Origin of the sequence: Wolbachia endosymbiont of Ostrinia scapulalis, from assembly GCF_023559145.1 — a bacterium.
Taxonomy (GTDB): Bacteria; Pseudomonadota; Alphaproteobacteria; order Rickettsiales; family Anaplasmataceae; genus Wolbachia.
Genome location: NZ_CP096926.1, coordinates 665,873 through 686,391 on the forward strand (window position 1 = coordinate 665,873; position 20,519 = coordinate 686,391).

At 32.9% G+C, this 20,519-nt stretch carries 17 protein-coding genes and 1 pseudogene; 11 read left to right on the top strand and 7 right to left on the bottom strand.

The genetic code is table 11. The annotated features are described in order from the left end of the window. Positions 1–58: 58 nt before the first annotated feature. Together M1L26_RS03385 and M1L26_RS03390 are read right to left on the bottom strand one after the other, a co-directional pair. Positions 59–763, bottom strand: a complete 705-nt coding sequence (locus M1L26_RS03385) for a hypothetical protein (protein ID WP_250119924.1) — start codon at positions 761–763, stop codon at positions 59–61. Further along, the gene (locus M1L26_RS03390; RefSeq protein ID WP_250119925.1) at positions 741–1,718 is read right to left on the bottom strand and encodes a hypothetical protein; all 978 of its coding nucleotides are present in this window, start codon (positions 1,716–1,718) and stop codon (positions 741–743) included. The genes M1L26_RS03385 and M1L26_RS03390 overlap by 23 nt, the downstream gene beginning before the upstream one ends. Before the next feature lie 248 nt (positions 1,719–1,966). On the opposite strand from M1L26_RS03390, the gene glpX reads away from it, so the two are divergent. After that, positions 1,967–2,890, top strand: a complete 924-nt coding sequence (glpX, locus tag M1L26_RS03395) for a class II fructose-bisphosphatase (protein ID WP_250120430.1) — start codon at positions 1,967–1,969, stop codon at positions 2,888–2,890. 1,012 nt (positions 2,891–3,902) lie between these two features. Here the strand turns inward: glpX and M1L26_RS03400 are convergent. Continuing rightward, a complete protein-coding gene (locus M1L26_RS03400; RefSeq protein ID WP_250119926.1) occupies positions 3,903–6,200 on the bottom strand; it encodes an ankyrin repeat domain-containing protein in 2,298 nt (765 codons plus the stop codon). A 787-nt stretch (positions 6,201–6,987) separates the two neighbouring features. On the opposite strand from M1L26_RS03400, the gene M1L26_RS03405 reads away from it, so the two are divergent. The 3 genes from M1L26_RS03405 (at position 6,988) to M1L26_RS03415 (ending at position 9,596) form a co-directional block, all read left to right on the top strand. Next, on the top strand, positions 6,988–8,049 hold the full coding sequence (locus tag M1L26_RS03405; RefSeq protein ID WP_250119927.1) for a hypothetical protein: 1,062 nt from the start codon (positions 6,988–6,990) through the stop codon (positions 8,047–8,049). A gap of 427 nt (positions 8,050–8,476) precedes the next feature. After that, positions 8,477–8,767 (top strand): hypothetical protein, encoded by a 291-nt coding sequence (locus M1L26_RS03410; protein ID WP_250119928.1) that lies wholly within the window; start codon positions 8,477–8,479, stop codon positions 8,765–8,767. 322 nt (positions 8,768–9,089) lie between these two features. Beyond that, complete coding sequence (locus tag M1L26_RS03415) at positions 9,090–9,596, top strand: latrotoxin-related protein (protein WP_250119929.1); 507 nt, start codon at positions 9,090–9,092, stop codon at positions 9,594–9,596. A 5-nt stretch (positions 9,597–9,601) separates the two neighbouring features. On the opposite strand, the gene M1L26_RS03420 is transcribed toward M1L26_RS03415, so the two are convergent. Continuing rightward, a complete protein-coding gene (locus tag M1L26_RS03420; RefSeq protein WP_250119930.1) occupies positions 9,602–10,522 on the bottom strand; it encodes an Rpn family recombination-promoting nuclease/putative transposase in 921 nt (306 codons plus the stop codon). A gap of 129 nt (positions 10,523–10,651) precedes the next feature. Between M1L26_RS03420 and M1L26_RS03425 the strand changes: the two genes are divergently transcribed. Then, a complete protein-coding gene (locus tag M1L26_RS03425) occupies positions 10,652–11,026 on the top strand; it encodes a helix-turn-helix domain-containing protein (protein WP_353280452.1) in 375 nt (124 codons plus the stop codon). A gap of 811 nt (positions 11,027–11,837) precedes the next feature. Next, positions 11,838–12,632 carry an OTU domain-containing protein gene (locus M1L26_RS03430; RefSeq protein WP_250119931.1) on the top strand — a complete coding sequence of 265 codons (795 nt, stop codon included), beginning with the start codon at positions 11,838–11,840 and terminating at the stop codon, positions 12,630–12,632. Here the strand turns inward: M1L26_RS03430 and M1L26_RS03435 are convergent. Then, on the bottom strand, positions 12,629–13,954 hold the full coding sequence (locus M1L26_RS03435; RefSeq protein WP_250119932.1) for an IS4 family transposase: 1,326 nt from the start codon (positions 13,952–13,954) through the stop codon (positions 12,629–12,631). The genes M1L26_RS03430 and M1L26_RS03435 overlap by 4 nt on opposite strands. Positions 13,955–14,037: 83 nt before the next feature. Here M1L26_RS03435 and M1L26_RS03440 point away from each other — a divergent pair. The 5 genes and pseudogenes from M1L26_RS03440 to M1L26_RS03460 form a co-directional block, all read left to right on the top strand. Continuing rightward, positions 14,038–15,192: pseudogene (locus M1L26_RS03440) on the top strand (phage major capsid protein); the annotation flags it as partial. A gap of 196 nt (positions 15,193–15,388) precedes the next feature. Further along, complete coding sequence (locus M1L26_RS03445; protein WP_211908201.1) at positions 15,389–15,880, top strand: hypothetical protein; 492 nt, start codon at positions 15,389–15,391, stop codon at positions 15,878–15,880. A gap of 227 nt (positions 15,881–16,107) precedes the next feature. Further along, on the top strand, positions 16,108–16,902 hold the full coding sequence (gene dapB / locus M1L26_RS03450; RefSeq protein ID WP_246433194.1) for a 4-hydroxy-tetrahydrodipicolinate reductase: 795 nt from the start codon (positions 16,108–16,110) through the stop codon (positions 16,900–16,902). Continuing rightward, entirely contained in the window at positions 16,899–17,657 is a 759-nt protein-coding gene (pstB, locus tag M1L26_RS03455) for a phosphate ABC transporter ATP-binding protein PstB (RefSeq protein ID WP_010401422.1), read from the top strand. The genes dapB and pstB overlap by 4 nt, the downstream gene beginning before the upstream one ends. Before the next feature lie 68 nt (positions 17,658–17,725). Next, on the top strand, positions 17,726–18,619 hold the full coding sequence (locus M1L26_RS03460) for an ankyrin repeat domain-containing protein (protein ID WP_250119933.1): 894 nt from the start codon (positions 17,726–17,728) through the stop codon (positions 18,617–18,619). A 158-nt stretch (positions 18,620–18,777) separates the two neighbouring features. Here the strand turns inward: M1L26_RS03460 and dxr are convergent, their stop codons facing one another. Together dxr and M1L26_RS03470 are read right to left on the bottom strand one after the other, a co-directional pair. Next, the gene (dxr, locus tag M1L26_RS03465; protein ID WP_250119934.1) at positions 18,778–19,953 is read right to left on the bottom strand and encodes a 1-deoxy-D-xylulose-5-phosphate reductoisomerase; all 1,176 of its coding nucleotides are present in this window, start codon (positions 19,951–19,953) and stop codon (positions 18,778–18,780) included. 27 nt (positions 19,954–19,980) lie between these two features. Then, complete coding sequence (locus tag M1L26_RS03470; RefSeq protein ID WP_211908196.1) at positions 19,981–20,475, bottom strand: hypothetical protein; 495 nt, start codon at positions 20,473–20,475, stop codon at positions 19,981–19,983. Between the last annotated feature and the right edge of the window lie 44 nt (positions 20,476–20,519).

Here is a 20,519-nt window from a genome sequence, read left to right on the forward strand (position 1 = left end):
AAGAAACTAACACAGGTTTACAACACCGTTCTAGGAGTTAGAGTCCCAGTTTCTCAACTTACAGCGTTTGCATGCTTGGGTTTATATGCTCAACCTTATTTTCTTCCATTGCTCTATAACTTGGCAGTGTAGAATTTTTTACATGTAATCCAGTTACTATTACAACTAAAATAGCTAGGACACTGCAAACTAATGCACCAGCTAAAGATGGAACCATCACAGCAGCAGCAACAAACAATCCTGCAATAACAACTCCAACAACATCACTCCTTAATGAGGCGTAAAAACTCTCCTTACTTTTTTTGTATTTAGTTTCTTTTTCATGTGGTGGAGAAAATTGAGCCTCTACAAAGCCGTTAGCTTTCTTATCATTATTTGGTGTGACAGTTGGGCCAGTCCTTGTTGATACAGGTGCTTCATTTTTGTTATTATTACCATTAGTACTAACAGGGAGCACTGTTGCTACAGGTCTACTAATAACATTTCTATTACTATTGGATACACTATTTGTTTCTATGTGGAATGTTTCTTGTTCCTTATTTGTTGCTGATCCATGCGGCACAATTATTTCTCGATCATTTTGTATCAGTGCTGTTGCTGCCACAGAATTCTTTTTTGAAGAAGCAGTGCAGAATGCATCATCCTTTAACTGTTGATATAATCTGTACAATTCACTTTCAGGATCTAGTTTTGATTGCTCTGCATTAACACTTTGCAGTAACGTGCTCAGAATCTCAGCATTATATAGGTTTGTCTCCTTCAATTTTGCTAACGTAATACCTTCCTTCTTGACCGATTGCATTGATGATGGTCATTCCATTTTGTAAGAGAAATTTTATAACGTTCAAATTTTGATCTTTAATTGCATATTCTAGCACAGCATTTTTTTCACATTTGCTCTGAAGATTAATTCCCTTCCTTCTTAACCTTTTTTGCAAATCTTCAAAACTAGTAACTGTGCTATCCTGTTTTGTAACCCTATCTATATCAAGACACAGATTCCTAATGTCATCATTATTTAGCATGAGACCAGTGCTTGTATTACTGACATTGGACTCTGCTCCATCAGGTGTGTTTTGCTTCTCTTTTTTGTTTATTGCTGATCTAAGCAGTGCAATTATTATACAGCTTGAGAGATATTTATTGTGATCAGAATTGCTGAAGTCGACTTTAAACTCAGAATCTATTTGAAGTTGTTCTCTGAGTGATAATTTCCCTTCTTCAATTATTTTTAGAAGATTTCTTATACCATCTTCTGGTATACCTATCATATACTTTAAAAGTAACTTAACTTTTGGTAGGTCGCCATCTACAGAGGCATTACTCAAAGCCTGAACTTTCTCTTCTCCAGTAAATCTTTTGTTATTCAAGAGTATCTTCATAACTTCAGTGCTCTCATTGTGAGGAGCTGTGTTAAGAACCTCTAGTATTTTCGTATGATCTATGTAATCTAAAAATATCTCAAACTCTTGAACTTTACCTTCATTAACGGCGGTCAACAAAGCATTCGATTTTCTTTCTTGATCAAATTTATCGCTATCCAAAAATATCTTTATAACGTTAGGTTTTTCACCTGACACAGCGTAATCTAATACAGTTTTAGAAGTAGTATCTCTAATATCAATTTTAATATTTGACTTTGCGAGCAATTCAACAATTTTTAGAAATGTATCATAATCATTTAAAATACTGCTTTTCCCTGAGCGAAGAATATCCATAAACAAATCACAAATCTTTGCATCTGTTGGCCCACTTTATTTTAGCTTCTCACCAAATTCCTGAGCAGCTATATTAGGATTATCAGTTACAAATTTCTTTACATCTTCATAAGTTAAATTACCGATCATATTCAAATCTTACTATTATTGCTATACGCTTATTATATCAACTTTTTCATTATTCAGTCAAGTAATCTTGCAGTATCAAATGGCATGATATATATTGATTTATGATTCTCGAGCAAATGATAGAAGATTTAGCCTATAAGTTAGTGAAAGTAACCGAAGCTGCAGCACTTGCTGCATATAAATTGGCAGGCCTTGGTAATGAAAAAAAGGCCGATCAGGTTGCAGTTGATGCAATGCGTACGGTGCTAAACTCAATGGAAATAAATGGTACAATTGTGATTGGGGAAGGGGAGAGGGACGAAGCACCGATGCTATATATCGGAGAAAAAGTTGGCACAGGAAGTGGCCCTGAGATTGACATCGCTGTTGATCCACTTGAAGGCACTACGATTTGTGCTCATTATAAACAAGGGGCAATGTCTGTTCTTGCTGCAACAAAAAAAGGTAATTTTTTACATGCACCTGATGTTTATATGGAAAAGATAGCAGTGGGAAAAAATCTCCCAGAGGGTGTAGTCTCACTAAAAAATAGGATTGAGAAGAATCTGGACAATTTAGCCAAGGCAAAAAGATGTAAAGCAAGTGATCTTATAGTAACTGTACTTAAACGTGAAAGACATGATGAATTAATAGCAAAAATTAGGAAGCTAGGAGCAAAAGTGAAATTAATAGATGATGGTGATGTTGCAGCCATAGTTTCGCTAATAAATGGCAATCACGATATGTATATCGGCACAGGAGGAGCTCCAGAAGGAGTGCTTGCAGCAGCAGCGCTAAGCTCAATCGGTGGGCAGATAGAAGGAAGATTAATATTTGACACGGATCAATTAAAAGAAAGAGCAAAAAATTTGAATATCACTGACCCAGAAAAAATCTACACCGTGAAAGACATGGCAAGAAGTGAATCAGTATTCATTGCAACTGGAGTAACAAATGGAGAGTTTGTGGATGGAGTAAAGTTTGGCCAAGATATTTGTCTGACTAATTCATTAATAATATTGCCTGGTAAAGTAATAAAAATACAAACAAAATCAATATCTTAAACATTTGTCATATGCTGATTATAAAATTTTTATAGAAGGAAGATACTTATAATTGTCTTAAAAAAATGAATTTACATATTAATTTTAGCTTTACAACATTTGGCATTAAGTTATAGTTAAATAGTAATACTAAGAGGTGCTTAATGTTTAGTTCACTAACTAATTTTTTTACTAATACGTCTAAAAAGAAAAGTTCTCAATCTGAAGAAAATAATCATTCTTTCTCTAACAGCACAGAAAGTTTATTAGTCCAATCTACTAAAAAAAATCCTCAACTTGATGATCAAAGTAGAACTGACGCGTCTCCTCAAACAAATCTTCAATTTAGTGAGGATGATGTAAAAAACGTGCTCCAAGACTTCGAAAAATTGGATTTTAAGAACAGTAATGAGTGTTTTAACGAAATAGCAGAAGATTATGAAAGGAGGAAAAAAAGTGACCTTTTTAACTACGTAATATTGAATAAGCGAAAATACATAACAGATATATTAGATCAGAGGCTTGCCCACAAAGATCAAGAAAATTTTAGGAAGAAATTTAGTGAATATCTTCTTAAAATAAATGAGAAAATGAATTATGGGAAAGAATTTCAAAATAAACTTCAATTTTTTGAAGATAGGGTAGAAGAAGTATTATCAGATTTTAGAAAATTGAATTTTGGCCTTAAGGATAATTTGTGTAAAGATGATAAGGATAACGTAAATTATAATAAAGGCTGGCCTGCAGATCCATTTGACAAAATAGCGAATTATTATCGATGGAATAAGAACATTTTCCTTTTTAATTATGTGGTATTAAGTAAGCAAAAAGAAATAATAAGTATATTGAATGAAAAGTCTATTCCTGAAGACAAGCGAAAGAATTTTAAAAAGAGGTTGGGTAGATATCTTCTTCGAGTCGAAGAAGGGATGAGTAACGGACAGGAATTTCTCAAAACTGATAGTGCAGTTGCCTTTTTTGATGGATGTTATGTGCCATGCGCATATGCAAAACGTTCTCTTAATCATTATGATCATCTTAGTATTAATATTTCTAAGCCTGGGTGTAGCTTAGAAATCAGCCGTCTTTTCACTGACAAAATTGAAGGGATGGAAAGAAATAAAAATGAGGTAAAGATAGTAGAAATATACAAGCTAGATTCTGGAACATATTCTTCCATTCTATAGCCCATTTTGTAAGTTACTCCTACTTCTGAAAAAAGTAATCTTCTTACTTCAGGGACGATTGCAAATTCACAAAGATTGAAAACCACTTTTAAATCTTGATCATTTTTATGTTTATGTAAAAACTGCTTGAGACCTTCAGTAAGGCCAACTGAATCACCTTGAAAGTGCAACTCATTAGATAATTCCTTTTTTAATCTTTTCTGATTGTCAGTGAAAAAGCACTCTATATATTTGTTATCATTATCAATTGCAACATCTAGAGGAGTTTTTCCCTGTTTATCAAGTATATTGAGCTTAGCCCTGCTCTCTAGAAACAAATTTATACTTTCTTTATCTAACCCAACTTTAGCAGCATAATGCAAAGGAGTTTTCCCTTGATTATCCTGCTGATTAGGATTAGCTCCTGCTTTTAGAAGAGAAGCTATACTGTTAAATCCATTAGCACAATGCAAGGGTGTCTGCCCTCTATCATTATGTATATTAGGGTCAGCTCCTGCTTTTAAAAGCAAACCCACAGCATTATCATAGTCTTTATCTTTATCAGCTACGCTTGATAATGCATGTAGTACAGTTAATCTAGACTCTCCCCTTCTGAGATTCAGAACAGTTTTTAAATCTTGATTGTCTTTGTTGTCGAGTAAAAACCTCTCAAGATTCTTAGCATAATTATTTCCTGTAGAGCTTAAAATACTTAACAATTCTTCATTTAACTTCTTTTCATTTTCACTTTTTATTAAGTTAGATCTGTGAACAAACCATATACGCATTAAGTTATCAAACGTATCTTCAGTAATATCCATTAAAGAGCAATCACGAAATGTGAAACTGCAACGTTCAAATGAAGAGCATAAATATTCTTTAATCAGTTGATACTTGTTATTGACTTGCTCTTCCTTGAACTTTTTTAGTAGCCTTTTCAAGGTTTTATCTTTTTTTGAACGTTCTTGATCAGTACTTAGTTCTGTTTCTTGCTCAGAAAAACTGTAATAACCTTTATCGAGTAATTTACCTGCTTCATTAATTTTTTCCTGGTGACAACTACCTCTATTATAACTGATTTCCTTGTGAGTAAACTTGTCTGCCTTGATCTTTACCTCACTGAGTTCATCTGAGAGTAACATTCCAGTCTGAAAACATAGAGGTTTAGACTTTAGATCATCATTTTCTTTTTGTAATGTACTCAACTCTCTAGTTAAATCCTGCTTTTCTAAATTCAATGGTCTATTTGGTTCTAGACACTTTTGCTCAGAACTCGACTCTGGTTTTATTCCATCAAGAAAAGAAGCGTAACCTAAATCTGATTCCTGACTAAACGCACCTTTATCATAATCATTTTCTGTTTGAGTAAATTTGTCTGCTTTGATATTTGCCTCACTGAAATCATCTAAGAGTGATTTTCCGGGTTGAAAATGTAGAGTTTTTAATTTTAGATCATCATTTTCTTTTTGTAATCTATTCAACTCTTCAATCAAATCATGATTTTTTAATTTCTCTTGATTTACATCACCTCTCAGATATTCAACTTCTTGTAAATACTTATTATCATCTGTTAAATTCTTTATTAAATCTTCCAGCTGCTTTTCCTTCTCTTCAGACTGATCTTTTAACCTATTTATTAAAGTCTCAGCTTGATCCAAATCTTTGTTTAGCTTTTGATTTGTTATGTTCATGAAATGAATTTCATCTTTTTGATCCTTTAACTCCTCATTTAAGAGGTTAATTGTAGAATTCTTAATAGAGACCTCATTTCGCAGACATCCTTCTAATTTTGCTAGCTGTTGTTCTAATCTTTCATTTTCTTCATAGATGTTACGTGCATTTCTTTCCTGTTTCTCCATTGTAACTTCAAGCCTTTTAATTTTCCCTTCTAGGGTTTGCTTATCTTCGGTAAGCTGACTTACTTCTTCGTAATACTCTTCTGCTCTTTCCTTATAGTGTCTGTGTAACTCTACTTTTTGTTTAAGATCAAAATTTTCTTGTTGTAGATTTTCTATTGTACTTTCCGAACTATCTATTACTTGATTTTCTTCACTGCTAATCTCAAATACCTCTTCAGGAAAATGTGCAAATTTACAAGATGAAATGCCTTCAAGGACGTTACTACCAAATAAATTATATTGTACTACCTGCTTCGAACTAAACATACCTATACTCCCTACTAAAATAAACAAGTAATATATTGTATGCGCTATATATCATAAATACAATCGGTTTGAATATAATCTATTTACTAATTCGTATTGTGAATTTTTATAGAATAGATTTAGGTGTAAAATATTATGATACCATTAAAGTAGATGGATAAAGCACAGTCTTTTTGAGAGGATAAATTTAATGAAAAGACCATACTAATTAGTGTTATAAGGAATTGAATTATTTACTTCCTCCAAAAAACATAAAAAGATCGTATATTTGTGAGAACAATTTAAGCAAAAGCTGCGTTATGAAAATAGAAGATTTAAATTATTTCTATAAGTTTGAGCAAATTAGTTCGTATGTAGATATGGATGAAATGGTCTAATATTGCTACTTTTAGCGTATAGCAAAGTCAGAGTATAAAAAAGTTCGTATGGTACACATGGTAGACCAACGCATCCCAAAACAAACTCTTCTCTCACTAGTTGGTTGTTAGTGCTGAAAATAGTTATATTATTTAAGTTATCAATAATATATAATACCAAGTTAATATAATTTGTTTATAGATGACGGAAAAATTCATTGTAGATTTATATTAAAAAGTAGAACTAGATTCTTTTCTAGTATCATCATTTTTGTAAAAATATCCCTAACTTTCTCTCCACTTTTTCTGGGTAAGGTCAAAATTATTTACTGCTTGAATAATCCATAAAATTAATATTTATTAACTTTAAATTATTAAATTTTTAATAAAAGTGATTTATAATATCGTATGCTTACAATATGGAGAAAACTATGCCTACAAATGATAATAATGAAGAGTTTAAAGATGCACAAGAATATATTCCTAATTCACAGGATATTAAGCTGAAGAAAGCTATTCTCGATATACTAAAGAGTATTGCAAGATCATCTCCAAATGAAAAAGAAGAGGTTTTTCGAGCATTATCAGGACAAGTTGATCACATATACGCTCAGGATTTTACAATCAATGATGAGGGATTAAAAAGGCATACAAATAAGGAGGAATTTAAAAAATATATTGAAGATTCTATAAAAAATAAAAAAATAGCAGATCTTAATGAAGATGTGATAAAAGAGGCATTAAAAAATGTTAATAAAAGTGCATTAGAAAGGTTAAAGAAAGCATATAACAATGACATAAATAAAAACGATACAGAAAATATTTTAGATAGAGTAGGAAAGCTTGAGAGTTTGTATGGGGATGATCTAGCTAAAGAGATTATTCATATTATTGTGTTTTCTCCTTTCTATTTAATAGAAGCAGTGGTATCGATTATGGCTATCGGACTTCGTCACCTTGTCAAAGATGTCGAAAAAATAAGCAAAGAGGGTGGTAGAGAGGTAGTTCACCATTCTAAAAATATTCTTGATACTTTAAAGTTTTGGAAAGACACTCGACTTGAGAAATTTTTGTTAGATACTAAAGGGTTAGGAGATGAACAATATCGTAGTTTTGCTGTTACTGGATATCAAGTTCCAGAAGAGCAAAGAAAATTTGCGGAGGTATATAGAGATAATCCTCTCATTCTTGATATAATTAAAGAAAAGATGGGTGAGGATAATTATTTGCAACTCAATATTGAAGGAGATGAAAAAATTGAGATTACAAAGTCAGATTGTGATAAATTTAAAGAAAAAGCTGCCAGCAAAGCAGGTGCTGATAAACAAGATTTTCGTGCGCTGCTTGGAGCTCTTTCATCTATAATGAAAGATCGTCCGTTATGGAAAGAAATACTTGATACGGCAAAAGAAAAAGCAGCTGTGACAAAACCAGATACAACATTAGGTAATATCAAAATTGATCAAAGCGAAGACAAAAGCCGGGGAAAGTAGATTACCAGCATACTGAGAAAAGCTATCAAGATGGTAAACAGTATGTTGGGAGTTATGAAAGTAATCGGTATTACAGTAGTAAGGACCTGAAAACAGTAAATAATTACGAGAACATAAAAATTTTATAGCAATAGGTTTACCAGAGGTAGCAGTAGAAAAAATACCATCAGGTAGTGCTGATTTTGCGGAACTTAAGTTAACAAATTTTGTAAAAGAAGAAGATTCTTTCTCTTTAAATCTAAAAAGTGATACTATCTCTACTGAAATAAGTTTTGAGCAGCTTCGTGTATATAATCCTCTCTCACCTTCTAATTATCTTGAAGATGATAATGATATAATAATTTTGGTCAATTCGGATAGCATAAATATAAAAAGTACAGTTTTGAACAATCGTCTTGTAAAGAAGTACGTAAAACCTAAATACGATATGAATACAAGAGAATTTGATAAGTTTCCGATTGAAATATCAGTAGAGAGTATAAATTTAATTACAGACATAGATATTGAGAGTGTGAAAAAACCTCTCAACTTTGCGATGAGAACAATAGTAAATCAAGTTGTAAGTAAAGTACTAAACGGAAAAACGAAAATAGAGTTGCCAATAGAAAATATTTTATTTAATGGTAGGTTTCTGAACAAGTTGCAGAAGGATAAACCATCAACAGAATTGAATGTAAAAAGTATTAAAGTGCAAAAACAGGAAGAGCGTTCACTTTAAAACTCTAGAATATGGGTTTTCTAAAAATTGTATTAAACAAATAGCTGATTTTAGCGTGTAATAAAATTACCATATAAAAAAGTTCGTACAGATCACATGGTAGACCAATTGATTCCAAGAGAAAGAGCTCGCGCGCTTGCTGGTTTTGTTGCTAGGAATGGTTAGGTTATTAGTGAAATACGTTGCTAGATTAATAATAATTAATTTGATAATATAAGGAAAAATTGATCTAGAAAACAAAGTTTCAAAAAGCTCAATAAGTGGATTATTAAGTTCTAAACCTGAAAGTACTAAAGGTCCAATCTCACAAGTAGATGCAAGAGTGGATGTAAATGGTACGATAATGTTACTTGATGTGCTTGTAAGAAAGTTAACTGGTAAACAATATATATTCGCAGTAGATCAATCTATACCTTTATTAGAGGCGAGAAGTTATGCACTAAATATTACAAATAGATTTGAGAAAGTGTTAAATAAAACTGCTATTAAATCAGGAATATCACTAACAAATCTAAACTTTGATCCTGTGGCAGTGCAATCAGCTATAATTGGAAAAATAATAAATGGAAAATTTTCTGAAATAGCAAAAACCTTATATTCATTTGCAAAAGAAGCATGTCCAGAATTTAAACAAACTGATAAGTTTCTAGATCATTTGAAAAGCTCTTTAAAAGAGGAAAAAGAAACAGTCATGCTACAACAGAAAGTAGAAAAGCCTTCTAAAGACTTGAGTCAGGAAGTTTCAAGGAAAGTAGAGTTATCTGAAAAGCCGAATACATTCTTAAATGGCACATCAGTAGTTAGAGGAATAAGCAGAGCGATAAATTGAGGGAACTATGAGGTCTTTTCTGCTTGTAACTGTTTGATCTCATCGAAAGAAAGACCTGTAGTTTGCGATACAACGTCAATAGAGATGCCAGCTTTAAGTAAATTTTTTGCAACTTCAATTTTACCTTCAATTTTACCTTCAATTTTACCTTCAATTTTACCTTCAATTTTACCTTTTTGATGGCCGATTTGGATGCCTTGATGAAGTTTTTCTTCAAGGGTAGATAAATAATCATCGGTACGTTTTTTAGCTTGATCATAAGCAAGACGTTCTTCTTTACTCCAATTATATTGGTTTAGCTCATCATAAGCCCTGCCAATAATTAAATCACTTCCTATTATTTTTTTTAGATCCTCTTCACTTGTTTCACCGGCGTGTTTAAAAAAATAACACCATTTCTCTATTATATTTTCTAATTGATCTTCTCTTTTTTTAAATTTAGGTAACTCTATAAAAGTAAAACTAAAGTCTTTGAGATCATGTTCAAAAGTTATCTTATCAAAAGTAATATGATCAGACTTATAAGCCAGCTTATTAGGAAATAAGATGAAATCAGCAATGGCAATAAAGATAACGCCTTTAAGATCATGATACTGGTCACCTACATCAGCTTGACTTGAATAGGCCTTAGCGGCATAATATTGGGCACGTTTTTCAAAGCCAGTAGTTTTAGCGACTTGCATCTCAATTATAGTTTTTATCCCTATAGAATCAACACAGAGAACATCAACAATGCTTTGCTTTTGAGAGGCAATGACAGGGTCTTGAATGGGACTGAGAAAGGAGACATCTTTAATCTTGTTGTCATCGGTAAGATCTAATATATCATTAAGAAAGTGAATAAGAATGTCTTTATTTTTTTCAGTACCAAAAATACGGCGAAAAGCTATATCATTGCGAGCATCAAGGAACTTCGAAAGAGCCATGAGAAAGTAAGATAAAAAGCATTGATCATTATACACAATTGTGAAGAAATATTCAACTAAAATTCAAACATAGAAAGAAGCATCCCTTTTGTATATCTTTATTTGGTAGTATTAACCTGTATAATATTTATGACAAACATCTCGATAAGGTACCAGATAGCACAAAAAGTAAGGAGCTGGAGGTTAAAGAGAAAATATACTCTAAAAGACTTAGTAGACAAAACAAGCATAAACTATCATACATTAATAAGATACGAGCAAGGAACATGTGGCATTCCAACTGAAAAGTTAAAAATCCTAGCAGAGGCGTTATCAATTCCTATTAGAAATCTCTTTCCAAGACGAAAAGTACTAAAAGAAGATAGTTGTTTCGACAAAGTCAAGACCGAGGAAATGTATAATTTCATAGAAAAAACAGGAGGACACAAAGCAATTTATGCATTTGTCCGAGCTGAAGAAGAAAGTAATATAAACATGCCGATGCTAGTAGAGAATTATTTATAAGTCAACTAACTTTTTTAAAAATATTTTAGTGAAGATACCATGCTAGTTAGTGTTATAAAGAATTGAATTATTGACTCTTTCTAAAATTACAAAAAAGATCGTATATTTGTGAGAACAAGCCGCGTAAAAATAAGGTTATAAAAATAGAATTTTGAAATCTTTGCAACAAGATCAGGAAATCAGTTCACATGTGAATTTAGCTGAAGTAGGCTAATATAGCTATCTTTACGGTATAGTAGAATTATTATATAAAAAAGTTCGCACGAATCAAGCAGTAGTCCAACGCATCCCAAAACAAACTCTTCTCTCACTAGCTAGTTTTGGGTTCTGGAAATGGCTGTGTCGTTTAGGTTTTTAGTGATGTGTGAGATTAAGTGGGTATTAATTTATTTAAAAGTAGAAAGGATCAGTTAGTACATTAAAGTAAAAAAATAGAAGTATTTTTGCAAGCACTGGCTTTAGTTTAAAAAAAATACTAAAACATGCAAAAAGGTTCTTGTTCTGCTAGATTTCTTTAGCTATAGTGGACTTTAACATAATAAATACATGAGGTGTTGAGTCAGATGCATTGTATTATGTACATCATTCAGAAAGCAATCCTGGCTTTTTTAAGAATATATCTAGTTTAGTAAGAAATCAAAAGAAAAGCACACTGTTACTCAGCAATCAAAGTTACTTGGAATTAACTTAAGGTTTCTACAGCAAATTGTTTTGGTACAGCTGTATAAGAATCAAATGTTGAAACCAATCTTTAGAAAAGAGGTTTACGACAAAATCATCAAAATATGAATATTAAAATATAGGGGGCTTTATGTTAGGTAAAGAAAATACAAAGGAACAAGTAATAGATAATCAATCTAGGTTAATAAGAATGCAAAAAGAAGACACACTACTATCTAGCAGTCAGCAAATATTAAAGCTGCCAGAAGGTTTTACAATAGGAAAAGCAATTGGAGGAGGAGATTGTTTCTTTGATGCAGTTGCACAGGGACTTAGACAGCTTAGGCCTGGCATGGAATTTACTGTTAAGTCTTTACGTCAGGTTTGTAAGAAGCTAACTTTAAATGATCAACAATTAAGAAAGCAAGTTATACAGGATGCTAGAAACCGTGAAGATTCTACAGTAATACTTCCGCAGCCTGGTATTAATGATGATGAATTATGGAATGCTTACTTGGATAGCATAGAATATACTGTTGAAGATATAGAAAAAATGAAGAGCACAAATCTACCCTTGCATCAAGCATTAACTGGCTCAAAGTATGGAAGTACATTACAAGCTCCTATATGGGGTAGGGTTGAGATTGAGGGAAGGCTAATTTGTAAAAAGTATAATGTCAAGCTACATGTTATAGAGAGCAATCCATGGTATACTAATGATAATCAACAAGAGCCTTTTTTGCATCAATTAATAGATGATTCAGGTTTAAGAAATATAGGTGGATATGATAAAGTTGATTATAACGATGGTAGTATCTTGCATATAATAAATGGAGGATATTCTCATTTTGAGCCAATACTCAGAAAGGAAGTTCAGCAACCATTACCTTATTCTGACCTAACTCAAGTTCAGAGTATGTTGAAAGAACCATACGCGTCAAGTTAAGAGATTGTGAGCAAATTTAGAGAGGTTAAAGTGGATACTCTAGCCCTTCTACGTTTGTCTTTTAATGAAAATAGCGACCAAGTTATAGTGAGTTTTTTAAGAAATGCTTTTAAACTATTAATTTTGGTTAATACTAAAAATAACTCTCTAACCCGCCTTTTTAGCTCAATAAATGCCTTTGTTAAGCTAAGTTCTGTATTCTTTTTCACTTCTGTGCAACCAACTATGCCGTGAAATATAAGAATTGCGCACAATTTAGCATATAGTTCACATAATACTCTGCATGGCTTTCCTTTTAGCTTATCAAGCCTGATATGGCTTTTATACAATTTAAATAATAACTCAATTTGCCACCTTACTCTGTAAATCGTTAATACTTGCTCAGCACTAATTTTATTTTCTGGAACATTAGTTATAAATATTGACCAGTTCAACAATTTTTGATTTCTTTTAGAGGATGTATATCCCTGCGATCTTGCTAATCTATTAGCTTTCCTTCTTCTGGCCATAGACTGTTCTTCAGTTAGTTTCTGACATATAATTCTTACTCTAATTTTTGCTTCTTTTCCTAACAATACCTCGTTTTCTAAAAATAACTTATCCTCTAAACATTCTAATAACTCCATTTTTTGATTTGTTTCTACATCATATATGTTGGTATCAGATTTATAACGACTTATGAAATAAGCTCCTATTTCATTGATTTGTTTAAAAGAACTTGGCACAAAATAACCGAGATCAGATATTAGCAAATCATTGCTTAATATATTACTTAAATGTTTCCTATATCCCTGGTCTGATCTTACCCCCTCCGTTAAATTAAGTTGGTCTATTATCTGATTCATGTAGTCGAAAACTAATTGTAACTTTATTCCAGACTTAGTATTGCTTTCATAGCCACTGTAGCTAGTACCATAACCTTTATACATCTCTTCCATACTGTTAGGTAGAGTAATATAGCTACTGTCCAATAATTTAACACTATTAAATTGCTGTAAGATTTTGCAATCAACTTGCAAGATATTTTTAAAGAGAATCACAGATTCATTATACATCCTTTTCATAAATTCCACTGCTTCTTCAGTAAATCTAAAATCCAAACCTTGTTTTGTTATATCTATCGAGTCCTCGTTTAGTAATTGACACATTGTTTCTACGCTACAATTATCAACTCCTATATTACCCAAGACCATGGCTTTTACGAATGATGAACCTTTTAGCTTTCTCTTTCTTTTTATAAACCTTGTTGTAATTGAGATTTTCTCTGCTTTTTCATTAAAAAATTCTTTGAGCTTTTTTGATAAGCAAGTTATTTTATTCATTGGTTCTCTCACTAAAAGTATATCTGGGAGAACTTATACCTTATTATTCTATCTCTTTCATACCTTTATTTCCTTAACTTGACGCGTATGGTGTTAATGAACTCGCTTCATCATGGGAGCAATTTAAATTAATAAATGATCGCAAACTAAAAGAAATCGAAAGCAAAGGACCTGCAACGATCGAGCAGCTATGCAAGATAAATAGTAATATTGATAATTGCAAAGAGCGCTTAGATTTTATTGAAACCTCAGCTCAACGCCCAGAGATTAGCACAGATTTTAATACAGGTGATAAATATTTTTCTGATTATATTCGCAAAGGAATGGAAAACAGGTTATCACATAAAACCCTAAGTGGAGATGACAATGATATTGGAGGGTATTTAGTTACTCCTCATATTGTAAAACGCATAAACAAGCGTGTAACTGATTCATCTCCAATGCGGCAGATATGTTCCAATCAAAGAATCTCTACTGAAACGCTGGATTATATTATAGAAGATTGTGACCGTGCTGGTGCAGGTTGGAGTGGTGAAGTAGTAGACGACGAAGATGGTGGCTATAAATCCAAGTATGATTTTGCACAAGACACAAGTACACCTAAAATTCAAAAGATTTCCATCACAACTTATGAGCTCTATGCTCAGCCGCAAATATCACAAAAATTGCTCGATGATGCATTTGTCAATGTTGAAAATTGGCTTGTAGAAAAGGTTACCGAAACTTTCAGTAAGAAGGAGAATGAAGCCTTTATTAAAGGTGATGGCACTTTTCAGCCTAAAGGAATTTTAACTTACGAAAATGGAAATGGTCATAATAAGATAGAGCAAATTAAAGCTGATAAGCTAGACAGCGACGCCATAATGATATTGTACTACTCTCTAAATGAACATTACTCTAAAAATGCATCATTTTTGATGAACAGGAGTACGTTAAAGGACGTGAGGCTACTAAAATCTGAAACAGGTCAGTATCTTTGGCAGCCGAGTTTATCGCTTGAAACACCAGATACTTTAATGGGAATACCAGTATATCAATCTGCTGATATGCCACCTACAATGATTGCAGTAGCGGATTTCAAACAAGCTTATAAGATCGTAGATAACAGAGGAATGAGAATACTTAGAGACCCTTATACAAACAAACCTTATGTTAGATTTTTTGTCACTAAGCGTGTTGGCGGGGAGGTTGTCAACACCAGTGCTATTAAATTGTTGAAAATTGCGAGCAAGTACTAAAATTTTTATGAAATAATTGACATATTATACTTTTTATATAATAATTAAATTATTATTAATTTAAGGAGTAAAATATGTTAAAAAAATAAAAGAGTTTTTTAAGTGGATTGCAGGAAGAATTGCATCAGTCTGGAACAGCATTAAAAACTTGTGGTCTGGTCAATCGGATCAAAAGATTCTAACGAGAAAAGATGTGATGACGAAACTAATAAATGGTAAAGCCAATTTTTCTTTTGCTATTGTAGAAGATAATAGTAAGCGGTTAGTAATCCATATAAGGGACAAGGACATACTAGAATCTCTGGATTGGAGAAATATTAATTATGAAGATCCATCAAAATATCGTGTATGTGTCAAACGTGACAAAGATATATTCAAAATTACTTACAGCGAACTTGTTGCCGTGAACAATAATTTTGTATCCTTTATAGTGAACTCGGTAGACGATGGTAAAACTTCGTCTTGTGAGTTAGAAGGAATGAAAAAGATGTTGGGTTTAAATAGTAATCGTGAAGTTAGTATTATAGAGAAAATATCTCAGAAACCTGAAGTTGTAAGTTCTACATCTAAAGTGCCTGCAAGTGATAGCAAGGTACTAAGCTCAGAAGCTGGTAAACCTAGTAAGTTGCTAGATAATCTATCTAGAGAACAACTTATGAAGTCAAAACTTATTATACCAACTTTCTAAAGAGTATCTTTTCTTCACAAAAGAGCACCTCCTTTGGTGCTCTTTTTTTCTTTATAAGTTTTCTCCATAGGAGAAAATTGACTAATTACAATTTGTATCTTCCTCGTATCAATTTTCAATAGATTCATCGATGTATAGCTATAGTTTTATCAGTGTAAGGCTAAATATGCTAAGCTTATAAAGATGACAAAGCTTCAAAAAAAGCCTAACATAGTGGAAAAAGCTTTATGAAAATCAAAGTTGGAGTAATAGGCTGCTTAGGCAGAATGGGTAAGAAAATACTCAATGAATTAATTACAAATACCAAAGTGGAAGTAGCAGGTGCTGTTGCTCGCTTGGGCAGTGAGTATATAGGCTTAGATATTGGGCCTATTGTAGGAAATAATTGCAATTTAGGAATCAAAATTACAAGTTCTATTAGTGAGGTATTTGAGTCGTCCGATGTTGTAATAGATTTTACAACAAAAGAATGTATGCTAGACTGCCTTAAGGCGGCCGTGAAATTTAAAAAACCGCTAGTTAGTGGCACAACTGGAATAGAAGGTCTAAATTTAAAAGAATATGCTGCTAAAGTTCCAATATTATGGTCAGCAAATATGAGTATAGGAGTTAATGTGTTGCTGAAATTGGTAAAAGAAGCTGCCAAGCTTTTAGGTAATGAGTATGACGTTGAAATTTGGGAAATGCATCACAATTTAAAAAAGGATTCACCATCTGGAACAGCTATAGAGTTTGGTAAAGCAGTTGCTAACGCTGCAAAAGTGGATTTTGAGCTCAATCAATATTCACATAATAATTCAAATATAAGAGGGAAAGGGGGAATAGGCTTTGCAGTATCTCGTGGAGGTGGAGTAATAGGAGATCACAGTGTCATGTTTGTCAATTCCGATGAACGAATAGAATTAAATCACAAGGCAATTAATCGTACAACGTTTGCTAGAGGGGCGGTTCAGGCAGCAATATGGTTGTGCGAGAATAAACAGGAAATACCAGGACTTTATTCAATGCAGGATTTAGTATGAGCGATAAATATGCTTTCGTTAAAAATTTAAATCTTTGGTATGGCTCTAAACAAGTTTTATTCGATATAAATTTGAATATTTGCAAAAAGAAAGTCACAACTTTTATCGGACCTTCTGGGTGCGGTAAATCGACATTTTTGCGTTGTTTTAATCGTATGAATGATTACGTACCTGGATGTAGAGCGACTGGTGAACTGGTAATCGATGGGCTGGGTAATATATATTCACGTGATATGGATGTTGTATTGCTCAGAGCAAAAGTTGGTATGGTATTTCAAAAACCCAACCCTTTTCCAAAATCAATATATGATAATGTTGCTTATGGGCCTAAATTGCATGGCATGGTAAAAAATAAGCAAAAATTAGATGAAATAGTAGAAAGTAGTTTAACTAAGGTTGGTTTATGGGAAGAGTTGAAAGATAGATTGCAAGATAGTGCACTAAATTTATCTGGTGGCCAGCAACAAAGATTATGCATTGCTCGTGCAATTGCAGTAAAGCCAACTATTTTATTAATGGATGAACCATGCTCTGCTCTTGATCCAATGGCAACCAATGCAATCGAAAATCTTATACAAGAATTGAAATTGAGGTTCACCATAATTATGGTAACTCATTCGATGAAGCAAGCTAAAAAATTATCTGACAGCATAGTTTTCTTTTGCAATGGCAAGATTGTTGAATTCGGAAGTACTCAAGAAATCTTTGAAAATGCTCAGTCTCCTTTAACGAAGGAGTATATTCTGGATCATTAGCTTAATAGTTGATATTTTAATTTTTTCTATGTATAATTTTATCAAGTTTGTTGTGATAGGGGGTTAAAATGTTTAGTACAAGTGAAGCAACAAAAAAGTTGTTTAAAGCTATTGAATTTCAAAATGCTAGTGGTGAAAGAATAAAACCTGAGGAAGCTTGGAATCATTTTCAACAAGCATTGAAAGAAGGAGCGAATGTTAACGCTTTTGAGGATGGGATGACACCTTTGATGTGCATTGCTTCAGCTTTTGTTACTAGTAATAACGAGGAACATCAATATTTAGAGCTTATGGCTAAGTTGCTTGTAGAACATAAAAAAATCGATTTAAATATTAAAAGCAAGCAAGCTGTTATTAAGAAAAAACCAAAGGAACATGATGGTTATCCAGTGTACGAATTTGAGGGGAGAGAAGTAGTAGATAAGGGTATAAGGGGTTGTGTATACCTTGACAATTTACAACCTGTTAATGAAGGATTTATACCTCAAAATTATGCTCGTGCAGAGGAGGAAATTAAGACCGGCAAGAAGGAAAAAAATACAGCTCTACACATTGCTTGCAAGTTGGGAAATGTAAACATGATAGAAATATTACTTACACATCCAAATATCAAACCTAATATTAAAAACTATGAAAACAAAAGTCCAAGAAATTGTATTGCAGAACATGTTAAGGAAATAATAGAACCAGAGTTCATAAAGGTAGAAGAAGTTGCTCAAAAAAGGAAACAAATTAATTATGCTTGTGCTTTTTTGTTATCTGGAGTACTTGCTGCTGGTATATGTTTCGCAGTTGATAACTCAACTCCGCTTGTTGCAACTTCGTTGCTTTTTCTTGCAATAGGATGCGGTTATCTGTATAGAGTAAATACAGTTATTAATGATGTAAGTTTCTCTCAAGTTATTGTGAACGAACGTGCTAGTGATGTATCTGTTCAGGTAAGGTATCATTCCAGCACTTGATGCTGGAATCAAGTTTTTCATTTAATCTCATTGAATTTAGCATAAGCTCAGTTTACTTGTAAATTTTTCTGGATCCCAGTGTCAGCTACTCGGATGACAGGAGTATGAAATGGGGCTACTTGACCATTTAGTTGTCTTTTCTCATCTACCTTATTTTATCACTCTGCTGAACAGATACCTTTACTTTTTATAATTTCATTGGCAATAACACGGCTTTCAAAATCGACACTTATTATGTCAGATAGTGAGTTAATATCAGAGTACTTGTCAAAGTTTTCTATTGTTGATTTTACTACCTCTACTACTTCTAAAAAGCCAATTCGTGATTTCAAGAATTCATTAACAGCTATCTCATTTGCAGCGTTCAAAACAATACTATTTGTATGTGGAGAAGAAGAATTTAACACTTCCATGCTTAGCTTTAGTGAAGAAAAACATTTGTGGTCTGGTTCTTGAAAGGTCAATTTTCCTTGCTTTGTTAAATCTAATTTATGATTTAAAGTTGATCTTTCTGGCCAAGATAAAGCATATGCAATGGGAATTTCCATATCAGTTTCTGCAAGCACAGCAAAGCTGAATCCATCGTGATAAACGACAATTCCATGTACTATCGATTCAGGGTGCACTACTGCTTCAATTCTATTTGGACTAATATTAAACAAATGATGTGCTTCTATTATTTCTAGTGCTTTATTCATCATTGTTGCACTATCAACTGAGATTTTCTTTCCCATTTTCCAAGTAGGGTGACTTAGTGCCTGATTTACTGTGATATTTCTTAATTGTTCAAGGCTATAATTTAAAAATGGTCCACCAGAGGCAGTGAGTATAATCTTTTCTACACATTTATCATCATTTTGCAAAACTTGAAAAATTGCGTTGTGTTCAGAGTCGATGGGAATTATTTGTACGCTCCTTTCTTTAGCTTTTTCAAGCAGTAACTTGCCACCACAAACAATGCTTTCTTTATTTGCTAGGGCAATAACTTTAGTACCGCTTTCTATAACCTTTATAACTGGCTCAAGGCCTGCGATGCCAACTATTGCAATAACTGAGAGATCAACGGGTAGAGAAGCAACATTTGCTAGACCTGGAGCACCAACTTCTACTTTGACGTTTGTACCAAGTAGATCTTCTTTTAAATCTTTGTAGAACCTTTCATCAGAAATGGCAGCATATTTTGCATTAAGTAGATTTGCCTGTTGTGCTAGCAGAGCAAAGTTAGAATTGGCACTTAGTGCTTCCACCTGATATTCTTCCTTTCTCTTTAAGAGCAAATCTACAGTCTTTTTTCCAATGCTTCCTGTTGATCCTAAAACTGAAACTTTTTTCACTAATTACAATAAAATCTTCTTAGTTATTTAGTAACCAAGCTCATGATCATCACCAACAGATGGTGAAGGACCAGGTGAAAAAGATTGGCCATGATGATCACCTGCATCATGCATATCATGCAAACTATCGGCACTTTGAGCTATTTCATTGTTAGAGTGGGGATAATCATCCGGATGATGCCCCTCATCACCGTAGTCCATACCCATTCCTTCTGATGGCATATCTTCTCCACCACCACCTGAAAAATATTCAGCAAGACTTTCAAGAAATTTTATGCCAAACATATTACCTGATTTCCCAAATAACGTTACTAGACTGCTACCACTTACCAAACCTTCGAATACATTATTATAAGCAGCAATTGCTCCTTCATGAAAGTTGAACATCCACTTCATTCCATCCACAATTGTTGCAACAGAGTCACTATGACCAAGACCGAAACCACTTTTCTCACTAGCGGCTTCCTGGTGTTGCTGCTGTGCCTGCCATTCTGCAATATTTGGACCTTGTGCTTCACTCATAAACTTTTATTCTAAGCCTTAAGCTATTATTTTACCAAAAACAC